This window comes from Rhodococcus sp. PSi06 (assembly GCF_054960675.1).
In genome coordinates, this window is the sequence record NZ_JBHNYO010000007.1 from 98,110 (window position 1) to 124,031 (window position 25,922).

Annotated in this window: 27 protein-coding genes and 2 pseudogenes; 13 read left to right on the forward strand and 16 right to left on the reverse strand. The window is 64.5% G+C overall.

Features of this window, described 5'->3' with window-relative positions; genetic code table 11:
* Positions 1-51 precede the first annotated feature (51 nt).
* The gene (locus ACFI9K_RS11185) at positions 52-483 is read right to left on the reverse strand and encodes a DUF5318 domain-containing protein (protein ID WP_170944655.1); all 432 of its coding nucleotides are present in this window, start codon (positions 481-483) and stop codon (positions 52-54) included.
* 99 nt (positions 484-582) lie between these two features.
* Here ACFI9K_RS11185 and ACFI9K_RS11190 point away from each other — a divergent pair, with 99 nt between their 5' ends.
* From ACFI9K_RS11190 to ACFI9K_RS11200, 3 genes are all read left to right on the forward strand, one after another.
* Entirely contained in the window at positions 583-1,398 is an 816-nt protein-coding gene (locus ACFI9K_RS11190) for a DUF1707 SHOCT-like domain-containing protein (RefSeq protein WP_462663556.1), read from the forward strand.
* Positions 1,399-1,421: 23 nt separating this feature from the next.
* Complete coding sequence (locus ACFI9K_RS11195; RefSeq protein ID WP_462663557.1) at positions 1,422-2,264, forward strand: DUF1707 SHOCT-like domain-containing protein; 843 nt, start codon at positions 1,422-1,424, stop codon at positions 2,262-2,264.
* Between the two features lie 114 nt (positions 2,265-2,378).
* Complete coding sequence (locus tag ACFI9K_RS11200) at positions 2,379-2,909, forward strand: GNAT family N-acetyltransferase (protein ID WP_462663558.1); 531 nt, start codon at positions 2,379-2,381, stop codon at positions 2,907-2,909.
* A 45-nt stretch (positions 2,910-2,954) separates the two neighbouring features.
* Here the strand turns inward: ACFI9K_RS11200 and ACFI9K_RS11205 are convergent, their stop codons facing one another.
* The 4 genes and pseudogenes from ACFI9K_RS11205 to ACFI9K_RS11220 form a co-directional block, all read right to left on the reverse strand.
* Complete coding sequence (locus tag ACFI9K_RS11205) at positions 2,955-3,362, reverse strand: hypothetical protein (RefSeq protein WP_462663559.1); 408 nt, start codon at positions 3,360-3,362, stop codon at positions 2,955-2,957.
* A 49-nt stretch (positions 3,363-3,411) separates the two neighbouring features.
* Positions 3,412-3,684 (reverse strand): DUF4235 domain-containing protein, encoded by a 273-nt coding sequence (locus ACFI9K_RS11210; RefSeq protein WP_462663666.1) that lies wholly within the window; start codon positions 3,682-3,684, stop codon positions 3,412-3,414.
* A 162-nt stretch (positions 3,685-3,846) separates the two neighbouring features.
* Positions 3,847-3,948: pseudogene (locus tag ACFI9K_RS11215) on the reverse strand (DUF3618 domain-containing protein); the annotation flags it as partial.
* Positions 3,945-4,391: a phage holin family protein gene (locus ACFI9K_RS11220; RefSeq protein ID WP_462663560.1), complete on the reverse strand. Its 447-nt coding sequence runs from the start codon at positions 4,389-4,391 to the stop codon at positions 3,945-3,947. The pseudogene ACFI9K_RS11215 and the gene ACFI9K_RS11220, both read right to left, overlap by 4 nt.
* A gap of 196 nt (positions 4,392-4,587) precedes the next feature.
* Between ACFI9K_RS11220 and ACFI9K_RS11225 the strand changes: the two genes are divergently transcribed.
* A complete protein-coding gene (locus ACFI9K_RS11225; protein WP_027495058.1) occupies positions 4,588-5,178 on the forward strand; it encodes a PadR family transcriptional regulator in 591 nt (196 codons plus the stop codon).
* A complete protein-coding gene (locus ACFI9K_RS11230; RefSeq protein ID WP_222091483.1) occupies positions 5,171-6,253 on the forward strand; it encodes an inositol-3-phosphate synthase in 1,083 nt (360 codons plus the stop codon). Before ACFI9K_RS11225 ends, ACFI9K_RS11230 begins: the two co-directional genes overlap by 8 nt.
* A gap of 95 nt (positions 6,254-6,348) precedes the next feature.
* On the opposite strand, the gene ACFI9K_RS11235 is transcribed toward ACFI9K_RS11230, so the two are convergent.
* Positions 6,349-6,699, reverse strand: coding sequence for a nuclear transport factor 2 family protein (locus ACFI9K_RS11235; protein ID WP_462663561.1), 351 nt, complete (start codon positions 6,697-6,699; stop codon positions 6,349-6,351).
* Between the two features lie 108 nt (positions 6,700-6,807).
* On the opposite strand from ACFI9K_RS11235, the gene ACFI9K_RS11240 reads away from it, so the two are divergent.
* Positions 6,808-7,242 (forward strand): MmcQ/YjbR family DNA-binding protein, encoded by a 435-nt coding sequence (locus ACFI9K_RS11240; RefSeq protein ID WP_462663562.1) that lies wholly within the window; start codon positions 6,808-6,810, stop codon positions 7,240-7,242.
* On the forward strand, positions 7,233-8,117 hold the full coding sequence (locus ACFI9K_RS11245; protein ID WP_462663563.1) for a LysR family transcriptional regulator: 885 nt from the start codon (positions 7,233-7,235) through the stop codon (positions 8,115-8,117). The genes ACFI9K_RS11240 and ACFI9K_RS11245 overlap by 10 nt, the downstream gene beginning before the upstream one ends.
* On the opposite strand, the gene ACFI9K_RS11250 is transcribed toward ACFI9K_RS11245, so the two are convergent.
* The 4 genes from ACFI9K_RS11250 to ACFI9K_RS11265 are packed head-to-tail and all read right to left on the reverse strand — an operon-like array spanning position 8,101 to position 11,427.
* Positions 8,101-8,274 (reverse strand): hypothetical protein, encoded by a 174-nt coding sequence (locus ACFI9K_RS11250; RefSeq protein ID WP_462663564.1) that lies wholly within the window; start codon positions 8,272-8,274, stop codon positions 8,101-8,103. The genes ACFI9K_RS11245 and ACFI9K_RS11250 overlap by 17 nt on opposite strands.
* Entirely contained in the window at positions 8,271-9,092 is an 822-nt protein-coding gene (locus ACFI9K_RS11255) for a carbohydrate ABC transporter permease (RefSeq protein WP_462663565.1), read from the reverse strand. Before ACFI9K_RS11255 ends, ACFI9K_RS11250 begins: the two co-directional genes overlap by 4 nt.
* Positions 9,089-10,129, reverse strand: a complete 1,041-nt coding sequence (locus ACFI9K_RS11260) for a carbohydrate ABC transporter permease (protein ID WP_462663566.1) — start codon at positions 10,127-10,129, stop codon at positions 9,089-9,091. Before ACFI9K_RS11260 ends, ACFI9K_RS11255 begins: the two co-directional genes overlap by 4 nt.
* Positions 10,130-10,143: 14 nt before the next feature.
* Positions 10,144-11,427 (reverse strand): ABC transporter substrate-binding protein, encoded by a 1,284-nt coding sequence (locus ACFI9K_RS11265; protein WP_462663567.1) that lies wholly within the window; start codon positions 11,425-11,427, stop codon positions 10,144-10,146.
* A 188-nt stretch (positions 11,428-11,615) separates the two neighbouring features.
* Here ACFI9K_RS11265 and ACFI9K_RS11270 point away from each other — a divergent pair, with 188 nt between their 5' ends.
* The gene (locus ACFI9K_RS11270) at positions 11,616-12,434 is read left to right on the forward strand and encodes a DUF2786 domain-containing protein (protein ID WP_462663568.1); all 819 of its coding nucleotides are present in this window, start codon (positions 11,616-11,618) and stop codon (positions 12,432-12,434) included.
* Between the two features lie 3 nt (positions 12,435-12,437).
* Here the strand turns inward: ACFI9K_RS11270 and ACFI9K_RS11275 are convergent, their stop codons facing one another.
* From ACFI9K_RS11275 to ACFI9K_RS11300, 6 genes are all read right to left on the reverse strand, one after another.
* Complete coding sequence (locus ACFI9K_RS11275; protein WP_462663569.1) at positions 12,438-13,253, reverse strand: MerR family transcriptional regulator; 816 nt, start codon at positions 13,251-13,253, stop codon at positions 12,438-12,440.
* A gap of 235 nt (positions 13,254-13,488) precedes the next feature.
* Entirely contained in the window at positions 13,489-14,754 is a 1,266-nt protein-coding gene (locus tag ACFI9K_RS11280; protein ID WP_462663570.1) for an MDR family MFS transporter, read from the reverse strand.
* Positions 14,751-16,511, reverse strand: coding sequence for an ABC transporter permease subunit (locus tag ACFI9K_RS11285; RefSeq protein ID WP_462663571.1), 1,761 nt, complete (start codon positions 16,509-16,511; stop codon positions 14,751-14,753). Before ACFI9K_RS11285 ends, ACFI9K_RS11280 begins: the two co-directional genes overlap by 4 nt.
* A 3-nt stretch (positions 16,512-16,514) precedes the next feature.
* Entirely contained in the window at positions 16,515-17,999 is a 1,485-nt protein-coding gene (locus ACFI9K_RS11290; RefSeq protein ID WP_462663572.1) for an ABC transporter substrate-binding protein, read from the reverse strand.
* A gap of 17 nt (positions 18,000-18,016) precedes the next feature.
* Positions 18,017-18,778, reverse strand: coding sequence for an ABC transporter ATP-binding protein (locus ACFI9K_RS11295; RefSeq protein ID WP_462663573.1), 762 nt, complete (start codon positions 18,776-18,778; stop codon positions 18,017-18,019).
* On the reverse strand, positions 18,775-19,500 hold the full coding sequence (locus ACFI9K_RS11300; RefSeq protein WP_462663574.1) for an ATP-binding cassette domain-containing protein: 726 nt from the start codon (positions 19,498-19,500) through the stop codon (positions 18,775-18,777). Before ACFI9K_RS11300 ends, ACFI9K_RS11295 begins: the two co-directional genes overlap by 4 nt.
* Before the next feature lie 107 nt (positions 19,501-19,607).
* Between ACFI9K_RS11300 and ACFI9K_RS11305 the strand changes: the two genes are divergently transcribed.
* The 5 genes and pseudogenes from ACFI9K_RS11305 to ACFI9K_RS11325 all read left to right on the forward strand — a co-directional run bounded on the left by ACFI9K_RS11305 (position 19,608) and on the right by ACFI9K_RS11325 (position 25,630).
* Positions 19,608-20,117 (forward strand): TIGR04338 family metallohydrolase, encoded by a 510-nt coding sequence (locus tag ACFI9K_RS11305; RefSeq protein WP_462663575.1) that lies wholly within the window; start codon positions 19,608-19,610, stop codon positions 20,115-20,117.
* A gap of 52 nt (positions 20,118-20,169) precedes the next feature.
* Entirely contained in the window at positions 20,170-20,934 is a 765-nt protein-coding gene (locus ACFI9K_RS11310) for an LLM class F420-dependent oxidoreductase (RefSeq protein ID WP_283550940.1), read from the forward strand.
* Positions 20,935-21,060: 126 nt separating this feature from the next.
* Positions 21,061-22,764: pseudogene (locus tag ACFI9K_RS11315) on the forward strand (ABC transporter substrate-binding protein/permease).
* Between the two features lie 5 nt (positions 22,765-22,769).
* Positions 22,770-23,498 carry an amino acid ABC transporter ATP-binding protein gene (locus ACFI9K_RS11320; RefSeq protein WP_174557188.1) on the forward strand — a complete coding sequence of 243 codons (729 nt, stop codon included), beginning with the start codon at positions 22,770-22,772 and terminating at the stop codon, positions 23,496-23,498.
* An 80-nt stretch (positions 23,499-23,578) separates the two neighbouring features.
* Positions 23,579-25,630, forward strand: a complete 2,052-nt coding sequence (locus ACFI9K_RS11325; RefSeq protein WP_462663576.1) for a PhoX family protein — start codon at positions 23,579-23,581, stop codon at positions 25,628-25,630.
* The last annotated feature ends 292 nt before the right edge of the window (positions 25,631-25,922 follow it).

The window sequence follows — 25,922 nt, forward strand, 5'->3', positions numbered from 1 at the left end:
GTCGGCGGCCGCGTCGACTTCTCGCGAGAAGGCTTCAGCCGAGCGATTGTGTCACTCACTCGCGGTACGACGGTTCGGTTGGCGGGAACCCGATCGCGGACGACGGGGTTGTTTGGGCGCGGGGACAGCCCCGAGAACATAGGACTGGACGAGGTGGTTCCAGCTGCACGAGCGGCACACCTCGACCACGTGGACCGAGAACTCCTCCTGGGTTGCTGCGAGCCGGACGAGTTCGTCGGCCGTCCGCGCCGATCCCGAGAGCGCACCGAGCTTCTCACCGAAAACCCAGGACACCAAGGTGAGCTGCTCCTTGCGGCAGATGGGGCACACCACATCACTGCCGCGGCCGTGGAACTTGGCCGCACGGAGCAGGTAAGGATCCGCGTCGCAGACCGCTGCCACGCCCGTTCTACCGGAGTAGACCTCGGCCAGCAGCGACCGACGCTGAAGGGCGTAGTCCACCACCTGTCGCTGAAGTCGCACGAGACCAGAGTACGTGCGCCCCCTCCGACGGGGACCTGCGAACCCCCGTCTCCGCAGCGAAGCGGTCCCATTTCGGCGCCAGAAAACTATGCTCCACCTGTGCCGACACGATTGTCACCCACCACTCGGGCACGTGATGTGGATCGCTCCGATACCTGCGCCACGTTGGACGAGGCACTGGCCGACGGCCAGCTGTCCGATTTCGAGCACGCAGCCAGGATCGATCTGGCGAAAGAAGCCCCGACTATCGCCGATCTGCACATCCTCATCGAGGATCTACAGAACGACACCGCCCTGCAGCCGATGGCCGGCCCCGTCGAGCTGGCGCATCCGATCGCGACGGCGAAAGGCTCACGCCTGGGTTTCATGACGGTCGCGGTTCCCGCGGTTGCCGCGCTCGTGGCGCTCACCTTCGTGATTCGCGCCTGCTCGAGTACCGAGGACCCCGCTTCGGGACTCGGGGCCGGGGGTTACCAGAATCCTGCGGCCGTGGTGGACATCGTGGATGCTCTGCAGCAGAAAACCGGGACGTCCGTGGTGGACCGGCTGGGCCTGTACGTCGATTACGCCGTCATCTGGGTTCCCGCCCCCGGTTTGCCACAGAAACAGATCAGCTACACCTACCGCGACGGCGTGATCGAAGGCCTCGACGACGTCTTCTCGACCACGCGGGATTTCGACGAGCCTCAAATCGATCTGGCAACTGTCGACCTGAACAAAGCGGCGGGAATCATCGCCGGTGCCTCCGAAAGTCTGAACATGTCGCGCGTCGACAGCTACAACGTGACCTTTTCCGGCACTGACAACGGGCCGCAGATATATCTCTCGGCCGAGAACTCCGACATGGAGAGCGGCAATCTCGCGTTCGATCCAGCAGGCAACTTCCTGCGCGTCACGCCGTATTCGTTCGGCTGACCACCCCGAAAGGAAGCCACCGCATGGCTCGAAGACCGGATTTCCGTGCTCGCGAGATCGACCGCGCGCTGGCCGGCACCGTGCTGGACTCCGCGTACGCCGACGGTCAGCTCACCTTCGACGAACATCACCTCCGCACAGATCGGGCACGGGTGGCGATCACTCTGAGCGATCTACGACGCTTGGTCTCGGACCTTCAGGTGGATATGGACCTTCCTGAACCAGCTCCTCGAACCGCCGAACCCAAAGGCCGGCTTTTGCTTGCCCTCGGCTCGGTCGTCATCGTTGCCGTCGCGCTGGTGGCGTTCCTGACCACGAACGACAAGGAAGAACCCGTACCGGTTGCGGCTGTCGTCGCATCACCGACGACGAGCAGCGGTGCCCCCACCGTTCCGATGGACGTACCGGTAGGAGTGACTCCCATCGTCGCCCGCCCCTTCGTGTTCGACACCGCAGCCGGGCTCGACGACTTCCGCGAACGCTACGTCCAACGCTTCGGCAGCTCCGAGGTGCTGGAGGTGTACATCCAGTTCGGTGACAATCGTGCCGACGTCTATCGCCCGTCGGCGCAAGGCCGACGCGAGCGAGTGTTCGTCTCCGGTGGCTTCGAAGTGAATCTCGACACCGACCCCGCCGACGCCGATGACGCGTTGTTCGATTGGCGCACAATCGATTCCGAGGTACTCGCGGGTTTGATTGCGAGCACACCCGAGGCCGTCGGTGTTCCGAACGCCGTCGTCGAGTACGCCATGATCGACGAGACTCGGGGCAACCGACGCATCTCTGTCACTGCGCACGACCAAGACGACAACGGCGGGCGCATCGAGGCGGACTTCGCGGGCAACATCGTCTCGGTGAGCCGATAGTTCACTCGCATCAGAGGTAAGGGAACCTTCCGATCCACCACGACGAGTGACGTGGTTGGTCGAAGGGCACAGGTATTGGACAGCAGAGATCCGTACGTCCTTACACTCGTCGACATGCTCGCCACATCGGGAATCCGCGTGCGGCCCCGACGGGACGGCGACCTGACCACCCTCCTGCCCATCTTGCAACATGCGCACGTGACGCACCGGTACCCCGTGCGGGCCGCGGCGGTGCGGGCCGACTGGCTTGCGCCACCGAACGAACTCGCGGCCTGGGTCGCCGAACACGACGGTGCCGTCGTCGGACATATCGCGCTGCATCCCGCGGAATCGACGGAACAGGATGCGGGCGCGGACGATGCGAGCGCGCAATGGCAGCGAGCAGCGGGGGTCTCTGCCGATCGACTCGCCGTGGTGTCGCGTTTGGTGACCGACGGCTCCATACCGGGGAGCGGAACGACATTGCTCGCACACGCAGTGAATGCTGCACGCGACATGGGCCGGGTACCGGTGCTGCTCGTCGATCCGAGTGGTGCCGCGCTCGACTTCTACCTCAAGCGAGGCTGGCACCGAATCGGGACATCTGCGCAGCAGTGGGGCGAATACCGAGTCGACGCGGTGCTCATGGTGGCACCGGTTCGCTGAACCGACCATCGCCTGCCTCGCGGTTCACGACGTTTGCCCGCACGATCACGCCACCAGAGCGAACACGGCGCACAACACTGCACCACCGAGACGTACGCGGTCTGCTGTTCGCAGCCGACGCATCAGGTGTTCAGTACGTTCCGTACGCCCTAGTTCGCCGTGGGCAGGGGCAGCCACAAACGCAGTCGCAAGCGCGGAGATCACTGCGCCGGCCACGCTGATAAGGACGGAAGGATCGGTCGAACCGGAGACCAACACCCACAGACACGCGGCAGCGAGTAGTCCGTAGACCAAGCCGACCACGAGAGTGATTCGCCGAGAGTGGGCGTCGTGGGCACGCGGCCAGTCGCCGTCCGGCACCTCCGCCAGCGCCGGGTAGACAACGGCGGTCACCACCAGCTGAAAGCCCAGATTGACGGCGGCAGCGGCGGCGAGCGCGTCGACCGGAGTCATGCGTCGCACACTACGTTCTCGAGCTACGGTCGCCGACGCGTGAAATTCCCTATTTCGGGCTCTCGTGGGTAACGGCGCGATAGCCGGTGGCACCGGCTCGGTCGACAGCGGCCTTGACGAGGCCGAACACCGCGCCGTGAACTGCTGCCGCTACAAGCACCTCTTGTAGTGAGCGGCTCAGGTCCTTCGGATCCGGCGCGGCAGCGTCGTTATCGCCGACGCGCTTCCATACCTGCTTGAAGACCGCGCCGGCCGCCAGCCCGCCGAGCACGCTGGTCGCCAAGGACATGGGTGTGTAGAAAGCTTTCGATACCGCACTCATCGGAAGGCCTTTCTCGTACGCCTGCGACGAAGAAGAAGCGCCACCAGCAACGCGGCTACGACGGCCCCGACGGCACCCGCAGCAGCACCCGGGCTGCGGCGCACGGCATCGGACGCGCGCGGCCTGACGGGAGGCCTCGTCACTCACTCGGGTGGGTACGTCTGCCTTGGCTGCGAGTGCGGAGACCGTCTCGGCCAGGTCGGAACGCTGTTCCTCGATGCTGGGCGGCTGATCGGAGCCGCCGTGAGCCGATGAGTCGGTCATCGGATTCCCTCTTTGACTGCGGCGATGTCCTCGCCGACCCGGGTTGCGGTGTCTGCAGGTACCGGTGGCAGGGCCTTCTTCGCCCGTGACGCACCGACGGCGGCCAGGATGCCCCCGATCGCCAGCACTACGAAGGCGACGATCAGTGCGGCGAGCCAGGCGGACAGGACCGTTGCAAGTCCGAGCACTGCGGTAGCGATGGCGGTCGCAAGTCCGAGGAACAACAGCAGCGCCCCCGCACCCGAGATCCCGATCCCGACGCCGAGTCGGCTTCCCTTGCTCTTGACTTCGGCGAGGCCGGCGTCGATCTCGGTCCGCACGAGCGTCGATACCTGGGCGGTCAGCCGTTCGACCAATTGCACAGTCGACAGCTCGCCCACATGGGAATCTGGGGCATGGTTGTCCGCGCTGACCTGGCCCGACAGTGGATCGTGTTCGTTCATGTGCCCTCCTTCGATGCAGCTTGTTCCTGCTTCGATACCCGGGCCGAATCCAGAAAAACGCATCTTCCGCTACCGATGTACGTCGCGAAAACGGGGCATCGGCTTGTCACAACATGTATCGGCGCGATACATTCTCCGATAGAGCGGTCGATCGCATCGCCATGAAGAGTTGTTGGATACGAGAAGGGGGAGTTGCATGCTCGAGCTCGCAATTCTCGGCTTGCTTCTCGAATCACCCATGCACGGCTACGAGCTCCGCAAGAGGCTGACAGGCCTACTCGGAGCTTTTCGAGCATTTTCGTACGGATCGCTGTACCCGGCACTCCGTCGACTTCAAACCGACGGTCTCATCGCCGAGGACGCCGGACCCGAACTGCTCGTCAAAAGACGAGCGAAACGGGTGTACGTACTCACCCCACTCGGCAGGGAACGATTTGCCGAACTGGTGGCCGACACCGGACCGCAGAACTACACCGACGACGGATTCGGCGTACATCTGGCCTTCTTCAGTCGAACCCCAGCGGAAGCTCGGGTCCGCATCCTCGAAGGCAGACGCCGCCAGGTCGAGGAGCGTCGCGAAGGCCTCCGCGACGCTGTGGCCAAAGCAAACGGAACCCTCGACCGCTACACCCGGCAGCTCCACCAGCTCGGTCTCGAATCGAGTGAACGCGAGGTGCGCTGGCTCAACGAAGTCATCGCAGCCGAGCAGGCCGCCCCCAACCCAGCACCGTCCCACACAGCACCAAACAGGACAGTCAAGACAGAAGGAGAACCCGACCATGGGTGAGAACAACAACGCAATCCGCGTGGCCATTGTGGGTGTGGGCAACTGCGCCTCATCCCTGGTCCAAGGTGTCGAGTACTACAAGGACGCAGACGAGAACGCCACCGTTCCCGGCCTGATGCACGTCCTGTTCGGCAAGTACCACGTCCGCGACGTCGAGTTCGTCGCCGCGTTCGACGTCGACGCCAAGAAGGTCGGCTTCGACCTCTCCGAGGCCATCTTCGCCAGCGAGAACAACACCATCAAGATCGCCGACGTGCCCCCGAGCACCGTCAGCGTCCAGCGCGGACCGACCCTCGACGGCATCGGCAAGTACTACTCCGAGACCATCGAGATCTCCGACGCCGAGCCCGTCGACGTCGCGCAGGCACTGCGTGACGCCAAGGTGGACGTGCTCGTGTCCTACCTGCCCGTCGGATCCGAAGAAGCCGACAAGTTCTACGCACAGGCATCCATCGACGCAGGCGTCGCCTTCGTCAACGCACTGCCCGTCTTCATCGCCTCCGACCCCGTCTGGGCCAAGAAGTTCGAGGACGCAGGCGTCCCCATCGTCGGCGACGACATCAAGAGCCAGGTCGGTGCCACCATCACCCACCGCGTCATGGCAAAGCTGTTCGAGGACCGCGGCGTGCAGCTCGACCGCACCATGCAGCTCAACGTCGGCGGCAACATGGACTTCCTCAACATGCTCGAGCGCACCCGCCTCGAGTCGAAGAAGATCTCCAAGACGCAGGCAGTCACCTCCAACCTGCAGCGCGAATTCAACGCCAAGGACGTCCACATCGGACCGTCCGACCACGTCGGCTGGCTCGACGACCGCAAGTGGGCCTACGTCCGCCTCGAAGGCCGCGCCTTCGGTGACGTTCCCCTGAACCTCGAGTACAAGCTCGAAGTATGGGACTCGCCCAACTCCGCCGGCGTCATCATCGACGCAGTCCGCGCTGCGAAAATCGCCAAGGACCGCGGCATCGGTGGACCGGTCATCCCGGCATCCGCATACCTGATGAAGAGCCCGCCGAAGCAGCTGGCCGACGACGTCGCTCGCGAGCAGCTCGAAGCGTTCATCATCGACGCGTAATTCTCCGCACCACAGACGCCCGCCGGTGCATTAGATGTGACATTGACCCCCGAAAGGGACACCAAATGTCACATCGAGTGCCGGCGGGCGTTCGCTTATCCCGCCTCGATGATGGCCCGGGGATCGAAGGTCACCTTGATTGCTTCGATTTTTCCGTTCTCGATTCGTTGCCAGTTCGCGGTGGCGGCCGGGGGTGCTATCGAGGTGTGCAGGTCGAACCACGTCAGCACGTTCGGGCCATCGACGAATACGTGCTCGATGTCGAAGTCGGTGACGATCTGCGACATTTCTTTCAACCCAGCGATGCATTCCTCGCCGCTGTCGGCCGTGCCCAGTGGGCCCCGAAAAGTTGCATCTGCATGCAGGATGGATGCCAGAGTGTCGAAATCCTTCGCCTTCCAGGCCTCGAAGTAGGTCGCTGCAATTTCTTCGGCTGTTCGTGTCATGACATCGAGTCTCGAACCGGCCGTGCCAGAAGTCCAACAGTTTGTGCGACTGACCGTCAGAACTTCTACTCATAGCCCCAGCTAGGGTCGCTGCGCTATGGTTCTGGAGTGGCCATCGACCCCACCTCGAAGCACCCAGTTCTCGAACGCGTCCGGACACTGGCGTTCGCGTACCCCGACGTAACCGAGAAGATCTCTCACGGCAGGCCCACCTTTCGGACGAACTCGGTGTTCGTCTACTTCGGCGGTGGAGTCAAGGGCGGCGACCAATTCGATCTGGCGATCCTCGTCAAGTGCGAGAGCGTCGAGGAGCAGCAGGCCTGCGAGCTCGAACCGCGCTACTTCCATCCCGCCTACCTCGGACCCGCCGGCTGGGTCGGATTCGACCTGAACATTCTCCCCGATGACGAGGCCGCCGACGACGTCTGGGCCGAGGCCGCCGAACTGATCGACTGCAGCTATCGCATCACAGCACCCAAGCGCAGCGTTGCCCGACTCGACGCCGGCGACGGTCCCGATCTGGGAGTCCGGCAATGGAACTGAGACAACTCGAGTACTTCGTGGCCGTGGCCGAGGAAGCGAATTTCACCCGTGCTGCCGCTCGCGTGCACATCAGTCAATCGGGGGTCAGCGCGCAGATCAGAGCGCTCGAAAGAGAACTCGGTGCCGAGCTGATCGACAGATCAGGTGGCACAGCCACTTTGACCACCGCAGGCCAAGCGGCTCTGGCGCAGGCAAGGGCAACATTGGCCGCAGCAGGATCGGTGAAGCAGTCCGTCGACGATGTGACCGGACTACTGCGCGGATCGTTGAGCGTAGGGATGGTCACGGCCTGCACCGTTCCACAATTGTTCGACGCGTTGGCTCGCTTCCACGATGCTCATCCCGGCGTCGAACTTGCACTGCAAGAAGGTAATTTGGATCAGCTGGTAGCAGACGTTCGATCCGGTGAGCTAGATGTTGCATTGGTCGGCATCGCCGCTCGAATCCCAGCCGGGCTCGAATCGGTGCTGGTGATCGACGAGCGGATCGTCGCGGCCGTTCCGCCCACGCACTCACTGGCCGAGCATCGAAAAGTAACGCTGGCCCAGGTGTGCGGGTACCCGATCGTGTCGCTACCGCAGGGAACCGGCATTCGTGCGGTGTTCGACAGGGACTGTGCGGGAGTAGGACTGACGCCGTCGATTACATTGCAGGCCACCGCCCCCGACGCAGTAGCAGACCTCGCGGCGCGGGGCTTGGGCGTCGCAATTCTGAGCGCGTCGATGGCGTCGTCCTACGCGGATCGGCTCGTCTCGGTCGAGCTGACCGACTCGCACACCGCCGCCCTGCTGGCCCTGGTGTGGCGTAGTGCGATGAGTCCGGCCTTGACCGAACTGGTGGCGGTCGCACGAACGAGTTTCAGCGAAACTTCCTGACGACGAACCACAGTGCGACCAGTAAGCCCAGTAGCGCTACGGACGGAAGCACGCCGGGATCACCTCCGATGATCCCGGCTACTGCGAATCCGAGAGCTACCAGCGCGAAGAATCCGAGGATTCCCGCGAGCAGCTGAAGGTGGTCCTGCGCCGTCACGACTTGACGCCACCCGCCGTCAGTCCGGAGATGATGCGACGCTGGAACAGCAGCACCATGATCACCAGTGGGATCGCAACGATGGTGCCGGCGGCCATGATTGCGGCGTACGGCACCACCAAAGGATCGTTGCCGGTGAAGCGCGCGATAGCCACGGTCACCGGTTCGGTCTTGTCGCTCGAGAGCTGACTGGCCAACAGGTACTCGTTCACCGCGGCGATGAACGCAAGAATCGCAGTGGTGAACAGCGCCGGTGCGGCGAGTGGAAGCATCACCAGGCGGAATGCCTGGAAGCGTCCGGCGCCGTCGATCCGTGCGGCTTCTTCGAGTTCCCAGGGCAACTCGGCGAAGAACGCGGCCAGCGTATAGATCGTCAGCGGCAGGACGAACGAGATGTTCGGGATGACCATCGCCTGGTAGCTGCCGATCCAGCCGATATTGGTGAAGAACTGGAACAGCGGGGTCACCAGCGCGACGACGGGGAACATCGAGGCTCCCAGGATGATGCCCGTCACGACGTACTTGAAGCGGAAGTCGATGCGCGAGAGCGCGTATGCCGTGAAGATGCCGATGATCAATGCGATCAGCGTCGTCGCTCCACCCACGATCAGACTGTTTCCCACCGCCCGAAGAAAGTTGTTGCCGTTCGCCGTCGACAACGCGTTCTCGAAATTCACCCACGTGACGTGCGTCGGCCACGGCGTGGTGTCGAAGGTGTAGCGCGGGTCGCGGAATGCGGTGACGACCATCCAGTAGAACGGCGCCAGCCCCCAGACGAGAATGACGACGACACCGAGATAGATGCGAGCCTGCTTCATCGGCCGGGCCCCTTACGCTGATTGTCCTGAGTGGCAACGGCATTGGCACCGAGGAACTTCACCAGGATGAACGCCACGATGAATATCATGATGAACGAGATGGTCGACAACGACGCCGCGCTGTTGAATCCCTGTCGGATCTGATCCACCACCAGAATCGAGATGGTTCGCGTGGCGGGATTGCCCTCGGTGAGGATGGCGGGCAGGTCGTACATACGCAGCGCGTCCATGGTGCGGAACAGAATCGCCACCATCAACGCGGGCTTGACCAACGGCAGCGTGATCTTGGTGAAACGCTGCCACGCCGAGGCCCCGTCGACGCGAGCGGCCTCGTAGACGTCGGCAGGAATCATCTGCAGCCCGGCCAGAATCAACAGCGCCATGAACGGCGTCGTCTTCCACACGTCGGCGATGATCACTGCAAAACGAGCCGGCCAGGCGTCGCCGGTCCACAGGATGTTCGTTCCCAGAATGCGATTGGCGATACCGTCGTACGCGAAGATGAAGTACCAGAGCTTGGCCGTGACGGCCGTCGGGATGGCCCAGGGAATCAGGATCGCCGCGCGCAGCAGAGCGCGGCCGGCGAAGGTCTTGCCCATGATGACGGCCATACCGAAGCCGATCACGACCTCGATGGACACCGTCACGACAGTGAAGAACGCGGTGTTCCCGACCGCACCCCAGAACTGCGACCCCAGCGTTCCCGGAGGGCAGGGCACCAATGTGCCCGACGCCGAGGTGCACTGCTGCAGGATCCAGTGCGTGTAGTTGTCGAAGCCGGCGGATCCACCGGTGACGAACATGCCGGTGGCCGGATCGAGACCGGGATCCTTCGAGAAGGACATCACCAGAGCTCGAATCACCGGGTAGACGATGACGATCGCGAGAATGACCATCGTCGGTGCGATCAACAGCCAAGCCCGACCCGGCGTCAGGCCGAAGCGCTTGTTCTTGGACCGCACATGCCGGCCGGGGGACGAGCCCCCGGCCGCGGTGGTTGCGGCGGCCCCACTGGTTACCCCAGCAGGTACAGCCATTGGTTCTCCCGAATTCAGTTGGCGCCGGCGGTTTCGATACCGGCCTGCATGTCCGTGATCGCCTGGTCGACGCTCTTCTCACCCTTGATGGCGGCAGAGACGTTGTCCTGCACAGCCTTCGAGACGGCCGGGTAGAACGGGGTGACGGGACGCGGAACGGCGTTCTCGATGGACGTCTTCAATGCGGGAAGGTACGGCATCGCAGCGATCAGTGCGGGATCGTCGTACAGCGACGAGAGCACGGGGGGCAGAGCGCCCTCGGCGATGATGCGCTGGGCCTTCTCGCCCTGCATGAATCGCAGGAAGTCCGCAGCAGTGGCCTTGTTCTCGGAGTACGCGCTGATCGCGGCGTTGTATCCGCCGAGCGTCGACGTGCCGACGCCGGTGACTCCGGGAAGCGGTGCAACCGCGTACTTGCCGACCACAGCCGAGCCTTCCTCGCCCGCGGTGCCGTAGACATACGGCCAGTTACGCAGGAACAGAGTCTGTCCGTCCTGGAACGCCTGCTGGCTGTCGGACTCCTTGAACGTGGTGTCCTGGGCCGGGATAACGCCGGTCTCGAACGCGGTAACGAGGGTCTGCAGTCCGGCCTTGGCCTCCGGGCTGTCGACGGTGGGGGTCTTGCCGTCCTCGGCGACGATCGATCCGCCGTGCGCGTTGATGATCTCCGACGCGTTGGCCGTCAGACCCTCGTAGGGAGCGAACTGCCCTGCGTAGCAATCGATGTTGTTGTCGCGGGCGACCTGGCAATCCTCGGTGAGCTCGGCCCAGGTGGTGGGTGCCTCGGGGAGCAGGTCGCTGCGGTAGTAGAGCAATCCGCCGTTGGTGTTCTTCGGTGCGGCGTACTGCTTGCCGTTGTACGTTGCGCTGGCGACGGTCGCGGGCAGAACCCCTGCGTTGTCGAGTGCGAATTCGCCCTCGAGCGGCACGAGCCAGCCCTTGGCGGCGAACTCGGCGGTCCAGACGACGTCGAGTGCCATCACGTCGTAGTCGCTCTGCTGTGCCTGGAGCTGCTGAACGAAGTCGTCGTGGGCCTGATCCGCGTCGGCGGACTGCTCCTTGAAGGTGACCTGCTCGTCGGGGTGACTGGCGTTCCACTCCGAGACGATCTGCTGGACGACACCGGTCTCGGTGGTGTCCTGTCCCTCTACATAGGTGATAGGGCCACGGCCGTCGGCGTTTTCGGATGCGGCACCCGAATCGCCGCCGCTCGAACCGCTGTCGCTCGAACATCCGGTGAGCGTCAGCAGCGTGGCTGCTGTTGCAACCACTGCCACCTTCGTGATCAAAGACGCCATTGTTTTCTCCACTTACTTCTACGCGGTGGTATGCGCCCGGAGATGGGCACGCAGAATCGTGCTGTGATGCTCCCCCGACACATATGTCGATGGGTACTGTGGCACACAACTCACCGCACCGGGGTCATTATCGAGTTCCTGAATCGGTCAACCCGGACGTGTCGGAGGTGCCCGGTAGCCTTTCGCCCATGAGTTCGGACAAGATGCTGACGCGAATCGGCGGATTGCTGCGCCAGGCGGAGTCCACCGACAATCCCCACGAGGCCGAGGCCTTCATGGAGGCTGCGCAGCGATTGGCCACGTCGGCATCGGTCGATCTGGCAGTGGCGCGTTCACACAGCGCATCGCGAGAACGGCAGGCGACGCCGACCCAGAAAGTGATCCCCATCGGGGAGCCCGGCAAGCGTGGGCTCAAGACCTACGTCCAGTTGTTCGTATCCATCGCGCACGCCAACGATGTCCAGTGCGACGTGTCGAGGTCGTCGACGCAGGTGTTCGCCTACGGTTTCGACTCCGATATCGAGACCGCCGAAGCGCTGTACTCCTCGTTGCTCATCCAGATGGTTCGAGCATCGGACGCCTACATCAAGTCCGGTGCCTACAAGTCCGAGACCGCCATTCGTACCGTCACCGAGATCAAGAATCGTCGACGCTACACCCGACGCGAGGAGGTGCCCGTCGCCGCCGTGACCGCGCGTCTGAACTTCCAGACGGCATTCGCGTCGCGCATCGGTCAACGGCTCGCGGAGGTCAAGAAAGACACCGAAGCCAAGGCCATCGCACAGGAGACCTCCGGTGCCGGCACCGCTCTGGTGTTGCGAGACAAAGAGATCGAGTTACGCGACTACTACCGACAGACCTCCACCGCACGCGGGCACTGGCGCGGCCAGAGCGCAAACGCCGGCTACTCGGAGGGCGCACGCAAGGCCGGGGATCGAGCGGGACGGAACGCCAAGATCGGTACCCACGCAGAGATCGGTGGGGCAAGCAGGCAGCTGGGCCGTTGACTCTTACGGCGTCGCCGCTGGGGATGCCGTGAACACCGGCCACCCGATTTCGGTACGCCACAGCGTCGAATTCTCGGTATCCCGCGGCCCGACGACGTAGACCTCGCGAACCGGCCCGGCAATGGACAGACCGTTGGTCTCCACGTACACCCCGAGCGCACCGTACGTGACGTCGATGTCGTCGTGAGGTCCATGATGGGTCGTCACCGCGAGTTCGACGGGAGGCAGCGTCAACGGCCGAATTCTCCCGACGGACGGGGCATCGACGGTGGGGACGTAGACGGTCATCTTGCCGCGACCGTCGGTGAACAATTCGTTGTCGTACAACCCGCCCGGTGGGCCGGTGGTGTCGGACACGACCGCGTCGAGCTCGGCCATAGCGTCGGAGTACCAGGCCAACACGTCGGACTCCTCGACCACCTCGGAAATGGTTGCTACAGAGAACGGTTCGGCAAGAACGCGTCGAACATCGATGGCAGGCGGTGTCGGGTCGAGCAACCGTCGCAGCGCCGTCACCGCTGATCGGGTGTCGTCCAACTGGCGCTCGAGTCGGGTGAGATGTTCGGTGATCAGTCGGGCGCGGGCATCGGGGTCGGGTGTCTGCACGATTGCCCGCACCTCACGCTCGGGCATCTGCATCTTCCGGAATCGGCTGATGATCTGCGCCACCGCGACCTGGTCGGTGGCGTAATACCGGTAGCCGGACCACTCGTCCACCGTCGCGGGTTCGAGCAAACCCGACTCGTGATAGCGGCGCAGCGTCTTCACCGACAGATGCGTGATTCGAGAGAACTCGCCGATCGTCAGCAATCCGTTCATGCCGACATTCTGACCCCTCCCAGTGGGGGAGAGTGGGCTCTCGGCTGTAGTCGGGGCCGCCGCAAACGCGAGCGCGTTTGCCAGGTGCGCGCGGAATAGCCCGCGAATCTGCTCGCGTATGGCGAACGCGCGCGCGTTTGCGAGGAACTCGGGGCGGCGTGCGAGAAACTCGAGGCGGCGGACGGGGACTGCGGGGCGGCGACGGGGATTGAGTGCGCGACGGAGGATGCCGCACTCAATCCAAGCGAGCGAGTACCACGCGCAGCCCGACGACACTGGCGATCGGGAAGAGCGCAGCGACCAGCCACGGGATTACTGCTCCCCAGCCGGTGTCGGGCGAGGCGTCGATCACCGCACCCACCGCGATCGAGCCGATGAGTACCCCGATGCCGCCGAGTGAGGCCATGAATCCGTAGTAAGAGCCGAGCCGGCGTTCGGCGGCCATGCGCGGCACCAAGTCTCGGGCCTGAGGCATCGCGATCATCTGCCCCAGAGCCAGCAGCAACACGAACAGCGCGGCCGGAATCAGGCCGATGAAACCCGTCAACTGCAGTGGACTGAAGACCGCCACCAGCGCGAAAGAGACTGCCATGACGGCAAATCCGATGGGCAGCGTGATACGCGGCGACACTGCGGCGACGCGTCGGCTGATGGGTAGTTGCGTCGTGACGACGAATACCGCGGAAATTGCGAAGAACCAGCCGAGTACCGTCTGCGATCCCCAGGCCCGTTCGACCTCGAGGGGGAGCAGCAGATACAGCTGGTTGTAGGCCACCAGCTGCGCACTCATCGCGACGGCGAACAGTACGAAGGTGCGATTGCGGATCACGTCGGTCCAGCCGGAGAGCCAAGGATCATCGCGATGCTCGCCGGGCTCACGTGGCAGCCAGCGAACGTGCGCAGCGACGACGCCGACGAAGATGCCTGCAGCGACCAGGCATGCGATACGGAAGTCGGCCAACAGCAACAGGGACCCGACGAGCGGGCCGGTGAACGAGCCGATCTGGCTGCACACCGACATCAGAGCGAACGTTTCGACCCGGGTGGAACCGCCACTGCGCTCGCTCTTGCCTGCCTCGATTGCGACCGCGGATTCGACTGCAGGAGAGAACAATGCCGCAGCGAATCCCACCATCACCGTGGCGGTCAAGACACCGGCCAGTGAATCGAACAACGCCAGACCGAGGAATCCGAGCACCCGCAACACACAGCCGACCAGGACGACCGGCTTGATGCCCCATCGATCGGCAAGCGTACCGCCGACGAAGAACAAACCTTGCTGCGAGAACGTTCTGATACCCAGCACAACACCGACGAGCGCCGCCCCCAGACCCAGGTCGTTCGTCAAATGCACCGACAGATAGGGCAACACCATGAAGAAGCCGATGTTGAACGTCATCTGGGTCAGCACGAGCAGTCGGACGGTGGGGGTGGCCCGCTGCAGATCCACGAGAAACGACCACCGCCATCGCGTCGGCGATCTGTCGGTCCTCGCCATCATGTAACGCGCCCTCCTGCATCGACTTTCTCGACGACGCTACCGGTTGTCCGTGTCTGTCTCACTCGCCCCGACGTCGCACTGGAGACGGACACGGCGAGGACAGCCAACGCGATGAGCGACGCCAGTGGCGCTGCCGCCACCCACGGTGCTCGCTCCACGGCGGCTACCCCGTCGGACAGGATCAGTCCCCAATCCGAGGTCGGAGGCTGCGGGCCGAGCCCCAGAAATCCGAGGGCCGCGAGCGCCAGAGCGACCCCGGGCAGTCGGATCATCGCGTGTCGAAGAACGGCCGGCAGCACGCCGGGAACGATGGAGCCGAACAGAATTCGGCCGTTACCGGCACCGAGTGTGGGCAGGATGGAGATGTAGGGCTGGGCCCGTGCCTCGTCGACGAGTGCGGCGGTGTGCGCGGCCAGTGGAGCCCACGTCACGATCAACACGGCTACTGCCGCACCACCGGCACTCGGACCCCAGATCGCGGCTATGAGGATACCGGTCACCACGGGAGGTGCGGCATTGGTGACCTCGACGAGGCCTCTGGTCGCTCGCGGAATCAAGCCCAGCAGTACCCCGACGAACAAGGCCGCCAGCGTGACCGCCAGAGACAGTCCGATCGACCGCACGGCTCCGTCCGCTACCCGGGCGAGCAGGTCACGACCGGATGCGTCGGTTCCGAACGGGAACGCCGACGACGGTCGAGCGAACTTCTCACGGGTGGTGACCTGCCCGTCTCGTGGAAGCCCCACCAAAACCATGACGGCGAGCAACGATGCGGCCGTGATCGGAACGGCCCACCGACGCGGCGACGGGTGGAACACCCCGGCGGGAATCGGCATGGCCTTCTCGTGCAGGGCGCTGCCGAGCAGCAGACGGCGCAGCAGTTCCGCCGTGATACCGAGTGCAGCACTGACGGCCAACAACAACAGTATGTCGATCTGCAGTGCGGGCAGGTCTTGCGACTGCGCGTCACCGAGGGTCGAGCGGCCCAATCCCGGTATTGCGAAGACCTTTTCGACGGCCACTGCGCCGCCCGTCATGGCGACCATGATCAGGCCGACCTGTGACGCGAGTCCGGGGACGGCGCGGCGCAGCACGGCAACGGCGATCTGCCACCGGGAGAATTCGGCCACCGTCCACGTGATGACCCACCCCTCGGTGAACGTCACGGCAACCGCGTCGGCGAGAAGGCGGCCGATCAAGCCACCGGCCGGAAGGCCCAGTGCCAGTGCGGGCAGCACCGCGTACTCCGGACCGTTCCACCCGTACGCCGGGAACGACAACCACACTGCCCCGACTACCACGAGTACCGATGCCAGCAAGAACTCCGGCAACGACGTCAGGGCAGCCGCAATGCTGCCGCCGGTACGTTTCGGCGTGCCGCGCAGCCCGGCTCGCATGCTGGGCACGACGACGAGAGCGGCCGTGACGAGCGCGACGACCATCGCAAAACCCATCAGCGTCAGCGAAACGGACAGTGCCTCGAGTGCACCGGGAAGTACGGGTTTGCCGGTGTTCCAGGATGTTCCGGGGTTGCCCGACGCGAGGCCGGTGAGCCAGTTCCAGAACGTTCGTAGCGGCCCGGCGTCGAGACCGAGATCGGCGCGAATGGCCGCGAGGGCCTCGGGGGTTGCCTCTTGCTCGGCCGAGCGTGCCCGGAGAATGCTCAGGGCGGGATCTCGGTCGGACAACCACGGCAGCATGCCGACGAGAAGTACGACGCCCGCCACCGAGAGCAGCCGGGAGACAGTCGTTCTCACCGCCTACTCGAACGCGGTCTGGTTGGTGATCAACGTCCGCTCGCGTGGATCGCGGGCTACGCCGGTCACGTTCTCGGACTCGCCCTGGATGACACGTTCGTGCAGCAGTGGCACGGCGGCGTCCTTTTCGAGAATCAGCTTCTCGGCCTCGAGAACGGCGGTGCGACGCTCGTCGCCGGGGGCGGTGGCTGCGGCGTCGGCCAGCGCGGCATCGACCTGCGGGTCGCAGAACTGCGAGATGTTGAACGATCCCTCGCAGGCGAAGTCGGAATACATGTAGGCGGCCGGGTCGCCGGAATCGAGCACGGTGGCGCGGGAGAGTATGAAGGCGTCGAATGCACCTGCGAGAGCATCTGTTTCGATGAATTGATACTCGCGCACCACCTGTTCGACGACGAAGCCCTTCGCTTCGAGCTCCTGCTGCAGCAGCACCGCGACCTCGGGGAGTTCGGCTCGGTCCGTGAACGTGGCGAGGGTTATCTTCTTACCTGCGGCGTCGCCAGCCGGGGTCTGCGTACGTGCCGGGCGGTTCGCCGACCACGGCAGAGCGGGTCCGAGCAGCCCGTTCGCGGCGTCGGCGCGGCCCTCGTACACCTGGTCGACCAGTCGATCCTTGTCGACCGATTCCCTGGCGGCGGCGCGCATGGCCGGGTCTGCGAAGACCCCAGACGCAGTGTTCAGATACAGCGTGTTGGTGCGCGGCATCGGCACCTCGTGCACCAGCGCTTCGTCTACGTTGGCGGCCTGCGACACCGGAATCGCCTCCACCACATCGGCTGTGCCGTTGCGCAGCGCAGCGGCGCGGGCGGTGCCGTCGGGTACGAAATCGACGTCGATGCCGGAGATCTTCGCGGGCTCGCCCCAGTAGTTCTCGTTACGGTCGAGGGTCGCGGTGGACGTGCCGTTCACGGCCTTCAGCACGAAGGGTCCGGTGCCGGTGCCGACCGGGTTGCTGGTGCCCGTCGAGTACGCCTCGGGTGCCAGGATGGCCAACTGTGGGCTCGACAGTCGCTGCGGCACCAATGGATCCACATCGGCGGTGGTCACGGCCACGCTGTCGGCGTCGATCGCGGTCACCGTCATGTCGACGCCGTCGAGGATGCGCGGCTTGGGTGCGGACTGGGTGGCGGCGATCAGTGCGGTCACGACGGCCGCCGCGTCGAGGGGGGCACCGTTGTGGAACGTGACGTCCGGGCGGATGTCGAAGTTCCAGGTGCGGTCGTCCACGCGGTTCCAGGCGGTGGCCAGACCCGGTTCGGCCTCTCCGAGATCGTCGAGCATGATCAATGTCTCGGCCGTCGACCAGCGTGACAGCTTGAACGCGTCGTCGCTGAACTGGGACAAACCCGATCGCGGTGGCTGCAGCATCGCGACGCGGACCCGGTTCTCGCCGCTCTCGGACGAGGCAGAGCTGGAGGAGAAGCATCCGGTGAGGGTCAGCGTGCCCACTGCTGCGAGCGCGCCGATGCGGAACATGTTGCTGGTCAAAGTAACTCCTGGTGTCCTTACGTGAGCCGGGGAACGGCGTCGATCAGATTTCGGGTGTGCTCGTGCTGGGGCTGCGTCAGAACGGCTCGTACAGTGCCTGTTTCGACGATGCGGCCTTCGTGCATCACCGATACGTCGGAGCAGAGGCGCGCAACGGCCGACAGGTCGTGGCTGACGATCAGCAGTGCGCCCGGTAGTTCGGCCAGGACGGACAGGACCTGCTCTCGCAGGTCGGGATCGAGCCCACTGACCGGCTCGTCCGCCAGCAGGTAGTGCGGCTCGCAGGCCGCGGCGCGGGCGATGGCTACTCGCTGCTTCTGTCCGCCGGACAGCTCGGCCGGCCGGCGGGCCAGGAATTGCGCGTCGAGTCCGACGGCAGACAACGCGCCAGTGGCCATGGCCCGGTGATCACCCTCGATACCCAGTAGGCGCAGCGGCATAGCGACGAGGTCGAGGACGCAACGGCGCGGGTCGAGACTCGTCGCCGGGTCCTGCGGGATGTACTGCACACGGCGGCGGAACCACCGCAATTTTCGCGGCGATCCAGGCCGGACGGGCTGACCATCGAGAGCGATCTTCCCGCCGCTCGGTGCATCGACGGCGAGCAGTAGACGCAGCAACGTCGTTTTCCCGGAGCCGGATTCACCGACCACGGCCACACGTGCGGCCGGCGGCACCGCGAAAGTCACGGCGTCCAAGGCGGTATGGGAGGTGCCGTGCCGGTCGTACTGTCTGGTGACTGCGGTGGCGACCAGACCGGCAGCCTCGTCCACACTCACAACGCGACCAGCTGACGGAACGGATCAGCCGCCCGAGCCGCGTCGAGCATCTGCCGTGCCCGATCCGAGCGAGGGCTCTTCAGTACCTCTGCAGTGGAGCCGGATTCGATGATCCGGCCGGAATCGAGAACCAGCACGTGGTCGCACAACTGGGCGGCGACGGCGATGTCGTGGGTGATCAGCAGCAGCGACGGCACCTGTCCCAGTGCATCGAGAACGCGCGCTTGACTCAGTACGTCGAGCGCCGTCGTCGGCTCGTCGGCGATTACCAGTGACGACTGACGCGCCAATGCCAGTGCGATGCATACACGTTGACGCTGCCCGCCGGAGAGTTCGAGTGGGTGCGAGGCCAGGACGCGCGCGGTGTCGTGCAGACCGACGCGTTCCAGCAGCGCGGCGGCGTCCCGAGTGCGCAACTGCCCACCGACGGTGACCATCGGGTTCAGCGCGGTTGCGGAGTCCTGGAACACCATCGCCGGACGAGCGCTGCGCGGACGTTGCGGCGTCGGAACGCCTGCGACGTCGTGGCCGTCGACCACGACGCGACCGGAGCACGTCAGTCCCGGCGGCAGAGATCCGACCAGAGCAGACGCGATGGAGGACTTTCCCGAGCCCGAGGCGCCCAGCAAGCCCACGCGTCGACCGGCAGGTACTTCGAACGAGACGCCGTCGACGATGCGGGTGCGGCCGGCGTCGACGCATAGATCCTCGACGACGAGCACGACGAACTCCTGAGCCTGGAAGTGGGAATGACTTCGACAATCGTTGTCGGTTGAACCATAGGCGAGCGCCGTACGGGAAACAACTCGGCGACGCTTATGCTGGCCCGGTGAGCAGGCCGAGGGACGCACAGCGGTCGGCCGTCTACGACGCCGAACAACTGGTGCGGACCATGTTCGATCGCGCCGAGGAGCGCGACAACCGCGTCGTCACGGTGATGGGTTCCCAGATCACGCTGCCGATCGAGCGGAAGTTCGCCTCGCTGACATCCGTGCAGACCTACGTCGATGCGGTGCTGGCGCTGGACTGGATCACGGCCACCTGGCCGAACGTCGGCCGTGTGATCACCGTCCGCGCGCGTTCGGGCTCGGGTGCCGCCCACTACGAGCGCGATACCGCCACCATCGCCGTGCCCCTGCACCAGGGCAATCGAGCCTGGGCGCTGCGCGAGTTGGTGGTGCTGCACGAAATGGCGCACCACTTCGGTGACGAGGACGAGCAACAGCACGGCGGCGCGTTCGTCGACCGCTACACCACGTTGGTCGGCGAGATCGTCGGTTCCGAGGCAGGGTTCGTGCTGCGGGCGATGATGGCCGAGAGCGGCGTCCGCATCGGCTAGTCACATTCGGGTGCATCATGGGTGAGACAGCCCACACGACGAGGAGACGTACATGACCGTCAAGATCGGTGTTCAGCTTCAGCCCCAACACGCTCCCGACTACCAGCTCATCCGCGACGCGGTGTTGCGCTCGGAGGACGCGGGAGTCGACATCGTCTTCAACTGGGATCACTTCTACCCGCTCTACGGTGATCTCGACGGCGCTCACTTCGAGTGCTGGACGATGCTGGGTGCGTGGGCCGAGCAGACGTCGAACGTCGAGATCGGTGCCCTCGTCACCGGCGGTGGCTACCGCAACCCGGACCTGCTGGCCGACATGGCGCGCACCGTCGACCACATCAGCGGCGGCCGGTTGATCCTCGGCATCGGCGCCGGGTGGAACGAGAAGGACTACGAGAACTTCGGCTACGAATTCGGCACGGCCGGTTCACGATTGGCGCTGCTCAAGGAAAGCCTGGCCCGCATTCGTCACCGTCTCGATGTCGGTAATCCGGCACCCACCCGCGACATTCCGATCCTCATCGGCGGCGGCGGCGAGAAGAAGACGCTGAAGATGGTGGCCGAGTACGCGCACATCTGGCACAGCTTCGCCGACCTCGAGGCCCTGAAGCGCAAATCGGAGATTCTCGCCGAGCACGGCACCACCGTCGGGCGCGACGTCTCGGGCATCACTCGATCCGTTTCGTGGCCGGGTGCGGACACCGCTGCGGACTTCGTCGACGCCGGAGCCACGCTGTTCACCGTCGGCGTCAACGGGCCCGATTACGACCTCGCCGAGCTGGGCCAGGCCATCGCGTGGCGGGACGCACACCGCTAGGCGCGATTGGGCTTCGGGAATTTCGGGAACAAGTGGGGTGCTTAATACAACTGCAACGTGATTGTCGTGTGCCTCCACCGGCGCGATAGCCTCGTTCGTCCCTCCCGATTTACACCTAGGAGCTCCATCTTGAACACTCGTCGTTTACGAGGCCGTGCCATCGCAGCCGTTGCTGCGACGCTCGCACTCACACTCGGAGCCGTCGCGTGTTCCGACGGAAGCTCGGGCGGCACCGGCGAGAACGCCCTGGCCGGTTCCGACCAGGCATCGCTGGACAAGTACACGACCGACAGCGTCACCGCGCTCGACCAGATCGACACCGCGAACCTCGGTCTGATCAAGCCGGGAACGCTGTACGTCGGCACCCTGTCCGACGCCCCGCCCAACATCTTCATCGACGAGGCCGGCAACTTCACCGGCTTCGACAACGAGCTGCTCAAGGCCGTCGCCGCCAAGCTGAACCTCACCGTCGAGTTCTCGGCCACCGAGTTCTCCGGACTGCTCGCAGCGGTCAACAACAAGGTCTACGACGCCGGTTCCTCGTCCATCTCGACCACGGATGCGCGTCGTCAGACCGTCGCCTTCACCAACGGCTACGACTTCGGTGAGATGGCACTGGTCGCGAAGAACGACTACTCGATCAAGACGATCGCCGAGTTGAACGCCGATCAGCGCATCGCCGTGGTGCAGGGCACCGTGCAGGACGACTACGTCACCAACACGCTCGGCATCGAGCCGGTGCGGTTCCCGGACTACAACACCGCGTACGCCAACGTGAAGTCCGGACAGGTCGATGCCTGGGTCGCTCCGTCGCAGCAGGCAACCGGCCAGGTCAAGACCGAGGACGGCGTCTCCATCCTGGAGAGGACGATCAACACCACCAACTTCACCGCCTACGCCGTCGCCAAGGACAACCAGCCGTTGGTCGACGCGCTCAACGCCGGCCTCGACGCCGTGGTGGACGACGGCACCTGGAGCACGCTCGAGAAGCAGTGGTACCCGGACCGTGAGGTTCCCGCCGACTGGAAGCCGGGCAGCAAGGCTTCCGTTCTGCCTGCCTCGTAGCCCATGAGCACACTGTCGAATCTGTACGACACGTTCTTCGATTGGGAACTGATCGGCGAGACCATTCCCAAACTGGTCACGGTCGGATTGCCGAACACCCTCATTCTGGCGGCCTCGTCGGGGGTGATCGGTACCGTGATCGGACTCGGGCTGGCGGTGGCGGGTATCTCCCGCACCCGCTGGCTCCGCTGGCCGGCGCGGGTGTACACGGACATTTTCCGTGGACTACCCGCCGCCGTGGTCATTTTGCTCATCGGCCTCGGGTTCGGCCCGACGCTGACCCAGTTCACCGGCAGCAGAAGCCCGTTCCCGTTGGGCATCCTGGCACTGTCTTTGATGGCAGCAGCGTACTTCGGCGAGATCTTCCGCTCCGGAATCCAGAGCGTGGACTCCGGTCAGCTCGAAGCGTCCCGCGCACTGGGTTTCAGCTACCGCCGGTCCATGAACCTGGTGGTCGTGCCGCAGGGCATCCGGCGCGTGTTGCCCGCGATCGTGAACCAGTTCATCTCGTTGATCAAGGACAGCTCGCTGATCTACTTCCTGGGTCTGCTTGCCTCGCAACGTGAACTGTTCCGCGTGGGCCAGGACACCGCCGCCCAGACCGGCAATCTGTCGCCGCTACTGGCGGCCGGGCTGTTCTATCTGATCCTGACCATTCCGCTGACTCACTTGGTCAACTTCATCGACCGACGCCTGCGATCCGGTAAGGCCGACACCTCGGGCACCCTCGGTCCCGTCGAAACATCCATCGTGGTGGAGAGGTAGCCGACGTGACTTCAGTTTCTCTGACCGGCAAGGACATTCACCTGTCGTTCGGCACCAACAAGGTTCTGCGTGGGGTGAGCCTGCACGTCGATGCAGGGAAGACCACCACCGTCATCGGGCCGTCAGGCTCGGGAAAATCGACGCTGCTGCGGGCCCTCAATCGCCTGCACGAGCCGGAGCAGGGTGACATTCTGCTCGACGGCAAGTCGGTGCTCAAAGACAATCCGGACGAACTCCGGCAGCGGATCGGCATGGTGTTCCAGCACTTCAACCTGTTTCCGCACAAGACCGTCGCGGACAACATCGCACTCGGGCCGCAGAAGCTGCTCGGGCTCAACAAGGATGCGGCGCGCGCGGCCGCGATGGAGCAGCTCGAATTGGTGGGCCTGGCAAACAAGGCCGACTCGCGTCCCGGCAATCTCTCGGGCGGCCAGCAGCAGCGCGTGGCCATTGCGCGAGCACTGGCGATGAAGCCCGAGGTGATGTTCTTCGACGAGGCCACCTCCGCGCTCGACCCGGAATTGGTCAAGGGCGTGCTGGCGTTGATGGCCGATCTCGCGAAGGGCGGGATGACCATGGTGGTGGTGACCCACGAAATGGGCTTCGCGCGATCGGTGTCCAACAAGGTCCTGTTCATGGATCATGGCAGCGCCGTCGAAACCGGCACGCCGGAACAACTGTTCGACGACCCACACACCGACCGCCTCAAGACGTTCCTCTCGCAGGTGCTCTAGCGACCAAGGGTTACCTCGTTATCCGGGACTTCACCTGAACGTTCCTTTACTTTCGCTTTTGGGTGACAGCGTGCCGTGACATGAAGCCACTACCCTTGTTCGCCGTTCACGACGGAAGCTCCAAGCGCTCATCACTGACGTGCAAGTACAAGTGCGGCGATGCGTGCTTCCACGAGATTCCCAACACGTCGAAGGGCGAGTACTTCGGCGACATCGTCAGGACAGCGATGTCGCGGCGCGGCGTCATCAAGGGCGGGGCGATGGCCGTACTCGCCGTGGGCGCGGGTAGTGCTCTGGCTGCGTGTTCCACGGACGAGCCGGCGGCCACGGGAAGTTCCGATACCTCCGGCTCCGCCACCCCGCCCGTGGACGGCGTGGATTTCGTTGCGGTGGAACCGAACACCGAGGACGCGGTCGTGGTTCCCGAGGGTTACGAGCAGGGCGTCGTCATCCGCTGGGGCGATGCCGTGGTGGCCGGCGCACCGGCATTCGACTTCGATTCTCAGACTGCCGCCGCGCAGGAGAAGCAGTTCGGCTTCAACAACGACTTCGCCGGTCTGCTGCCCATCGAGGGCACACCGAACGCGCATCTGCTGGTGGTCAACCACGAGTACAGCACCGAGCCCGCCATGTTCAAGGGCTACGACGCCGAGAACCCCACCCGTGAGCAGTTCGACATCGCCGTTGCCGCACACGGACTTTCGGTGGTGCAGGTGCAGGGAGAATCCGGCACCGGCAAGCTGACCCCGGCCATGGGGCAGTACAACCGCCGCATCACCGGTAACACCGAGTTCGTCGTCACCGGCCCGGCTGCGGGCAGCAATTTCCTGAAGACGAGCGTCGATCCCACCGGCACCAAGGTGTTCGGCACGTTCAACAACTGCTCGGGTGGTCTGACGCCCTGGGGAACCGTGCTGTCGGGCGAGGAGAACTTCAACCAGTACTTCGCCAACGCCGACAGCGTCACGGATCCGACTGTGGCGAAGCGTCTCTCGCGCTACGGCGTGGAAGGTGCGGCGAGCGATCGTAAGTGGGAACGCTTCGACAAGCGCTTCGATCTGGCCCAGGAGCCCAACGAGGTCAACCGATTCGGCTACATCGTCGAGGTCAACCCGTGGGATCCGCAGTCGACCCCGATCAAGCACACCGCGCTCGGCCGCTTCAAGCACGAGGCCGCGACGATCCATGTCACCGACGACGGCACCGTGGTGGCCTACAGCGGCGACGACGAGCGCTTCGACTACATGTACAAGTTCGTCTCGAGCCGAAAGATGATGCCCGGCACCGGCGCGGCCGCGATGCGTAACAACCTGACGCTGCTCGATGCGGGCACGCTGTACGTCGCGACCCTCACCGGCGATACTCCCGACGAGATCGACGGATCCGGCACCCTGCCGGCCAACGGTGAATTCCGCGGCACCGGAACGTGGATCCCCCTGCTCGAGACCGGCGAGGACGGGCGCGGGAAGTCCCTCGTCGACGGCATGTCCGCCGAAGAGGTCGCGGTGTTCACCCGCCAGGCAGGCGACAAGGTGGGCGCAACCAAGATGGACCGTCCCGAGGACTTCGAGCCCAACCCGGTGACCGGCAAGGTCTATGTTGCGCTGACGAACAACTCCAATCGTGGCACCGAGGGCAAAGCTGCGGCCGACGAGGCGAACCCGCGCAACACCAACAAGAACGGCCAGGTGCTCGAGCTCGACGACGACCACGCGGGCACGTCCTTCACGTGGAATCTGCTGCTGGTCTGCGGCGATCCGAACGAGGCCGACACCTATTACGGCGGCTTCGACAAGAGCCAGGTCAGCCCCATTTCGTGCCCCGACAACCTGGCGTTCGACGCGAAGGGCAACCTGTGGGTCTCCACCGACGGCAACGCCCTCGACTCCAACGACGGACTGTTCGCGGTGGTGCTGGACGGTGACCGTCGCGGCGAGACGCGACAGTTCCTGACGGTTCCCGCGGGCGGCGAGACCTGCGGGCCGATCGTCACCGACGAGCGTGTCATGGTGTGCGTGCAGCACCCGGGTGAGAGCGACGACGCCACCGCCGATGCACCCATCTCGCATTGGCCCGACGGCGGCGACACCCAGCCGCGGCCGTCCGTGGTCGCAGTGTGGAAGTCGGCTTAGCCGTAGCTGTTTCGCAGGCCTGAGGGCACTTATAGTCGAACACGGTCGGCTGTAGGTGCCCTTCGGCATTGTTAGGTGTCATCGAATGGCCTCCTGGGATTCTGTGAATTAACAAGGACTACGGCGATGGGCCAAAGACGGTTGACCCGTTGGTAACGGGTGTGTAAACCTACGTCGATAAGCCGGTAGCTGGAACTCCATTCGCAGTGGAGGACGTTTCGGGGCAACGTCGATTTCCTTTCATCGCACGACGGCGTGCCGGTATCCGCTCCCTTACGTGCACGAAGAGGCG

Coding starts and splice junctions, on each gene's coding strand:
- ACFI9K_RS11230 (WP_222091483.1), top strand. CDS start 5,171: ATGGGTGAGAACAACAACGCAATCCGCGTGGCCATTGTGGGTGTGGGC.
- ACFI9K_RS11275 (WP_462663569.1), bottom strand. CDS start 13,253: ATGAACGGATTGCTGACGATCGGCGAGTTCTCTCGAATCACGCATCTG.
- ACFI9K_RS11265 (WP_462663567.1), bottom strand. CDS start 11,427: ATGGCGTCTTTGATCACGAAGGTGGCAGTGGTTGCAACAGCAGCCACG.
- ACFI9K_RS11260 (WP_462663566.1), bottom strand. CDS start 10,129: ATGGCTGTACCTGCTGGGGTAACCAGTGGGGCCGCCGCAACCACCGCG.
- ACFI9K_RS11270 (WP_462663568.1), top strand. CDS start 11,616: ATGAGTTCGGACAAGATGCTGACGCGAATCGGCGGATTGCTGCGCCAG.
- ACFI9K_RS11200 (WP_462663558.1), top strand. CDS start 2,379: ATGCTCGCCACATCGGGAATCCGCGTGCGGCCCCGACGGGACGGCGAC.
- ACFI9K_RS11245 (WP_462663563.1), top strand. CDS start 7,233: ATGGAACTGAGACAACTCGAGTACTTCGTGGCCGTGGCCGAGGAAGCG.
- ACFI9K_RS11235 (WP_462663561.1), bottom strand. CDS start 6,699: ATGACACGAACAGCCGAAGAAATTGCAGCGACCTACTTCGAGGCCTGG.
- ACFI9K_RS11225 (WP_027495058.1), top strand. CDS start 4,588: ATGCTCGAGCTCGCAATTCTCGGCTTGCTTCTCGAATCACCCATGCAC.
- ACFI9K_RS11310 (WP_283550940.1), top strand. CDS start 20,170: ATGACCGTCAAGATCGGTGTTCAGCTTCAGCCCCAACACGCTCCCGAC.
- ACFI9K_RS11280 (WP_462663570.1), bottom strand. CDS start 14,754: ATGATGGCGAGGACCGACAGATCGCCGACGCGATGGCGGTGGTCGTTT.
- ACFI9K_RS11210 (WP_462663666.1), bottom strand. CDS start 3,684: ATGAGTGCGGTATCGAAAGCTTTCTACACACCCATGTCCTTGGCGACC.
- ACFI9K_RS11205 (WP_462663559.1), bottom strand. CDS start 3,362: ATGACTCCGGTCGACGCGCTCGCCGCCGCTGCCGCCGTCAATCTGGGC.
- ACFI9K_RS11220 (WP_462663560.1), bottom strand. CDS start 4,391: ATGAACGAACACGATCCACTGTCGGGCCAGGTCAGCGCGGACAACCAT.
- ACFI9K_RS11195 (WP_462663557.1), top strand. CDS start 1,422: ATGGCTCGAAGACCGGATTTCCGTGCTCGCGAGATCGACCGCGCGCTG.
- ACFI9K_RS11255 (WP_462663565.1), bottom strand. CDS start 9,092: ATGAAGCAGGCTCGCATCTATCTCGGTGTCGTCGTCATTCTCGTCTGG.
- ACFI9K_RS11325 (WP_462663576.1), top strand. CDS start 23,579: ATGAAGCCACTACCCTTGTTCGCCGTTCACGACGGAAGCTCCAAGCGC.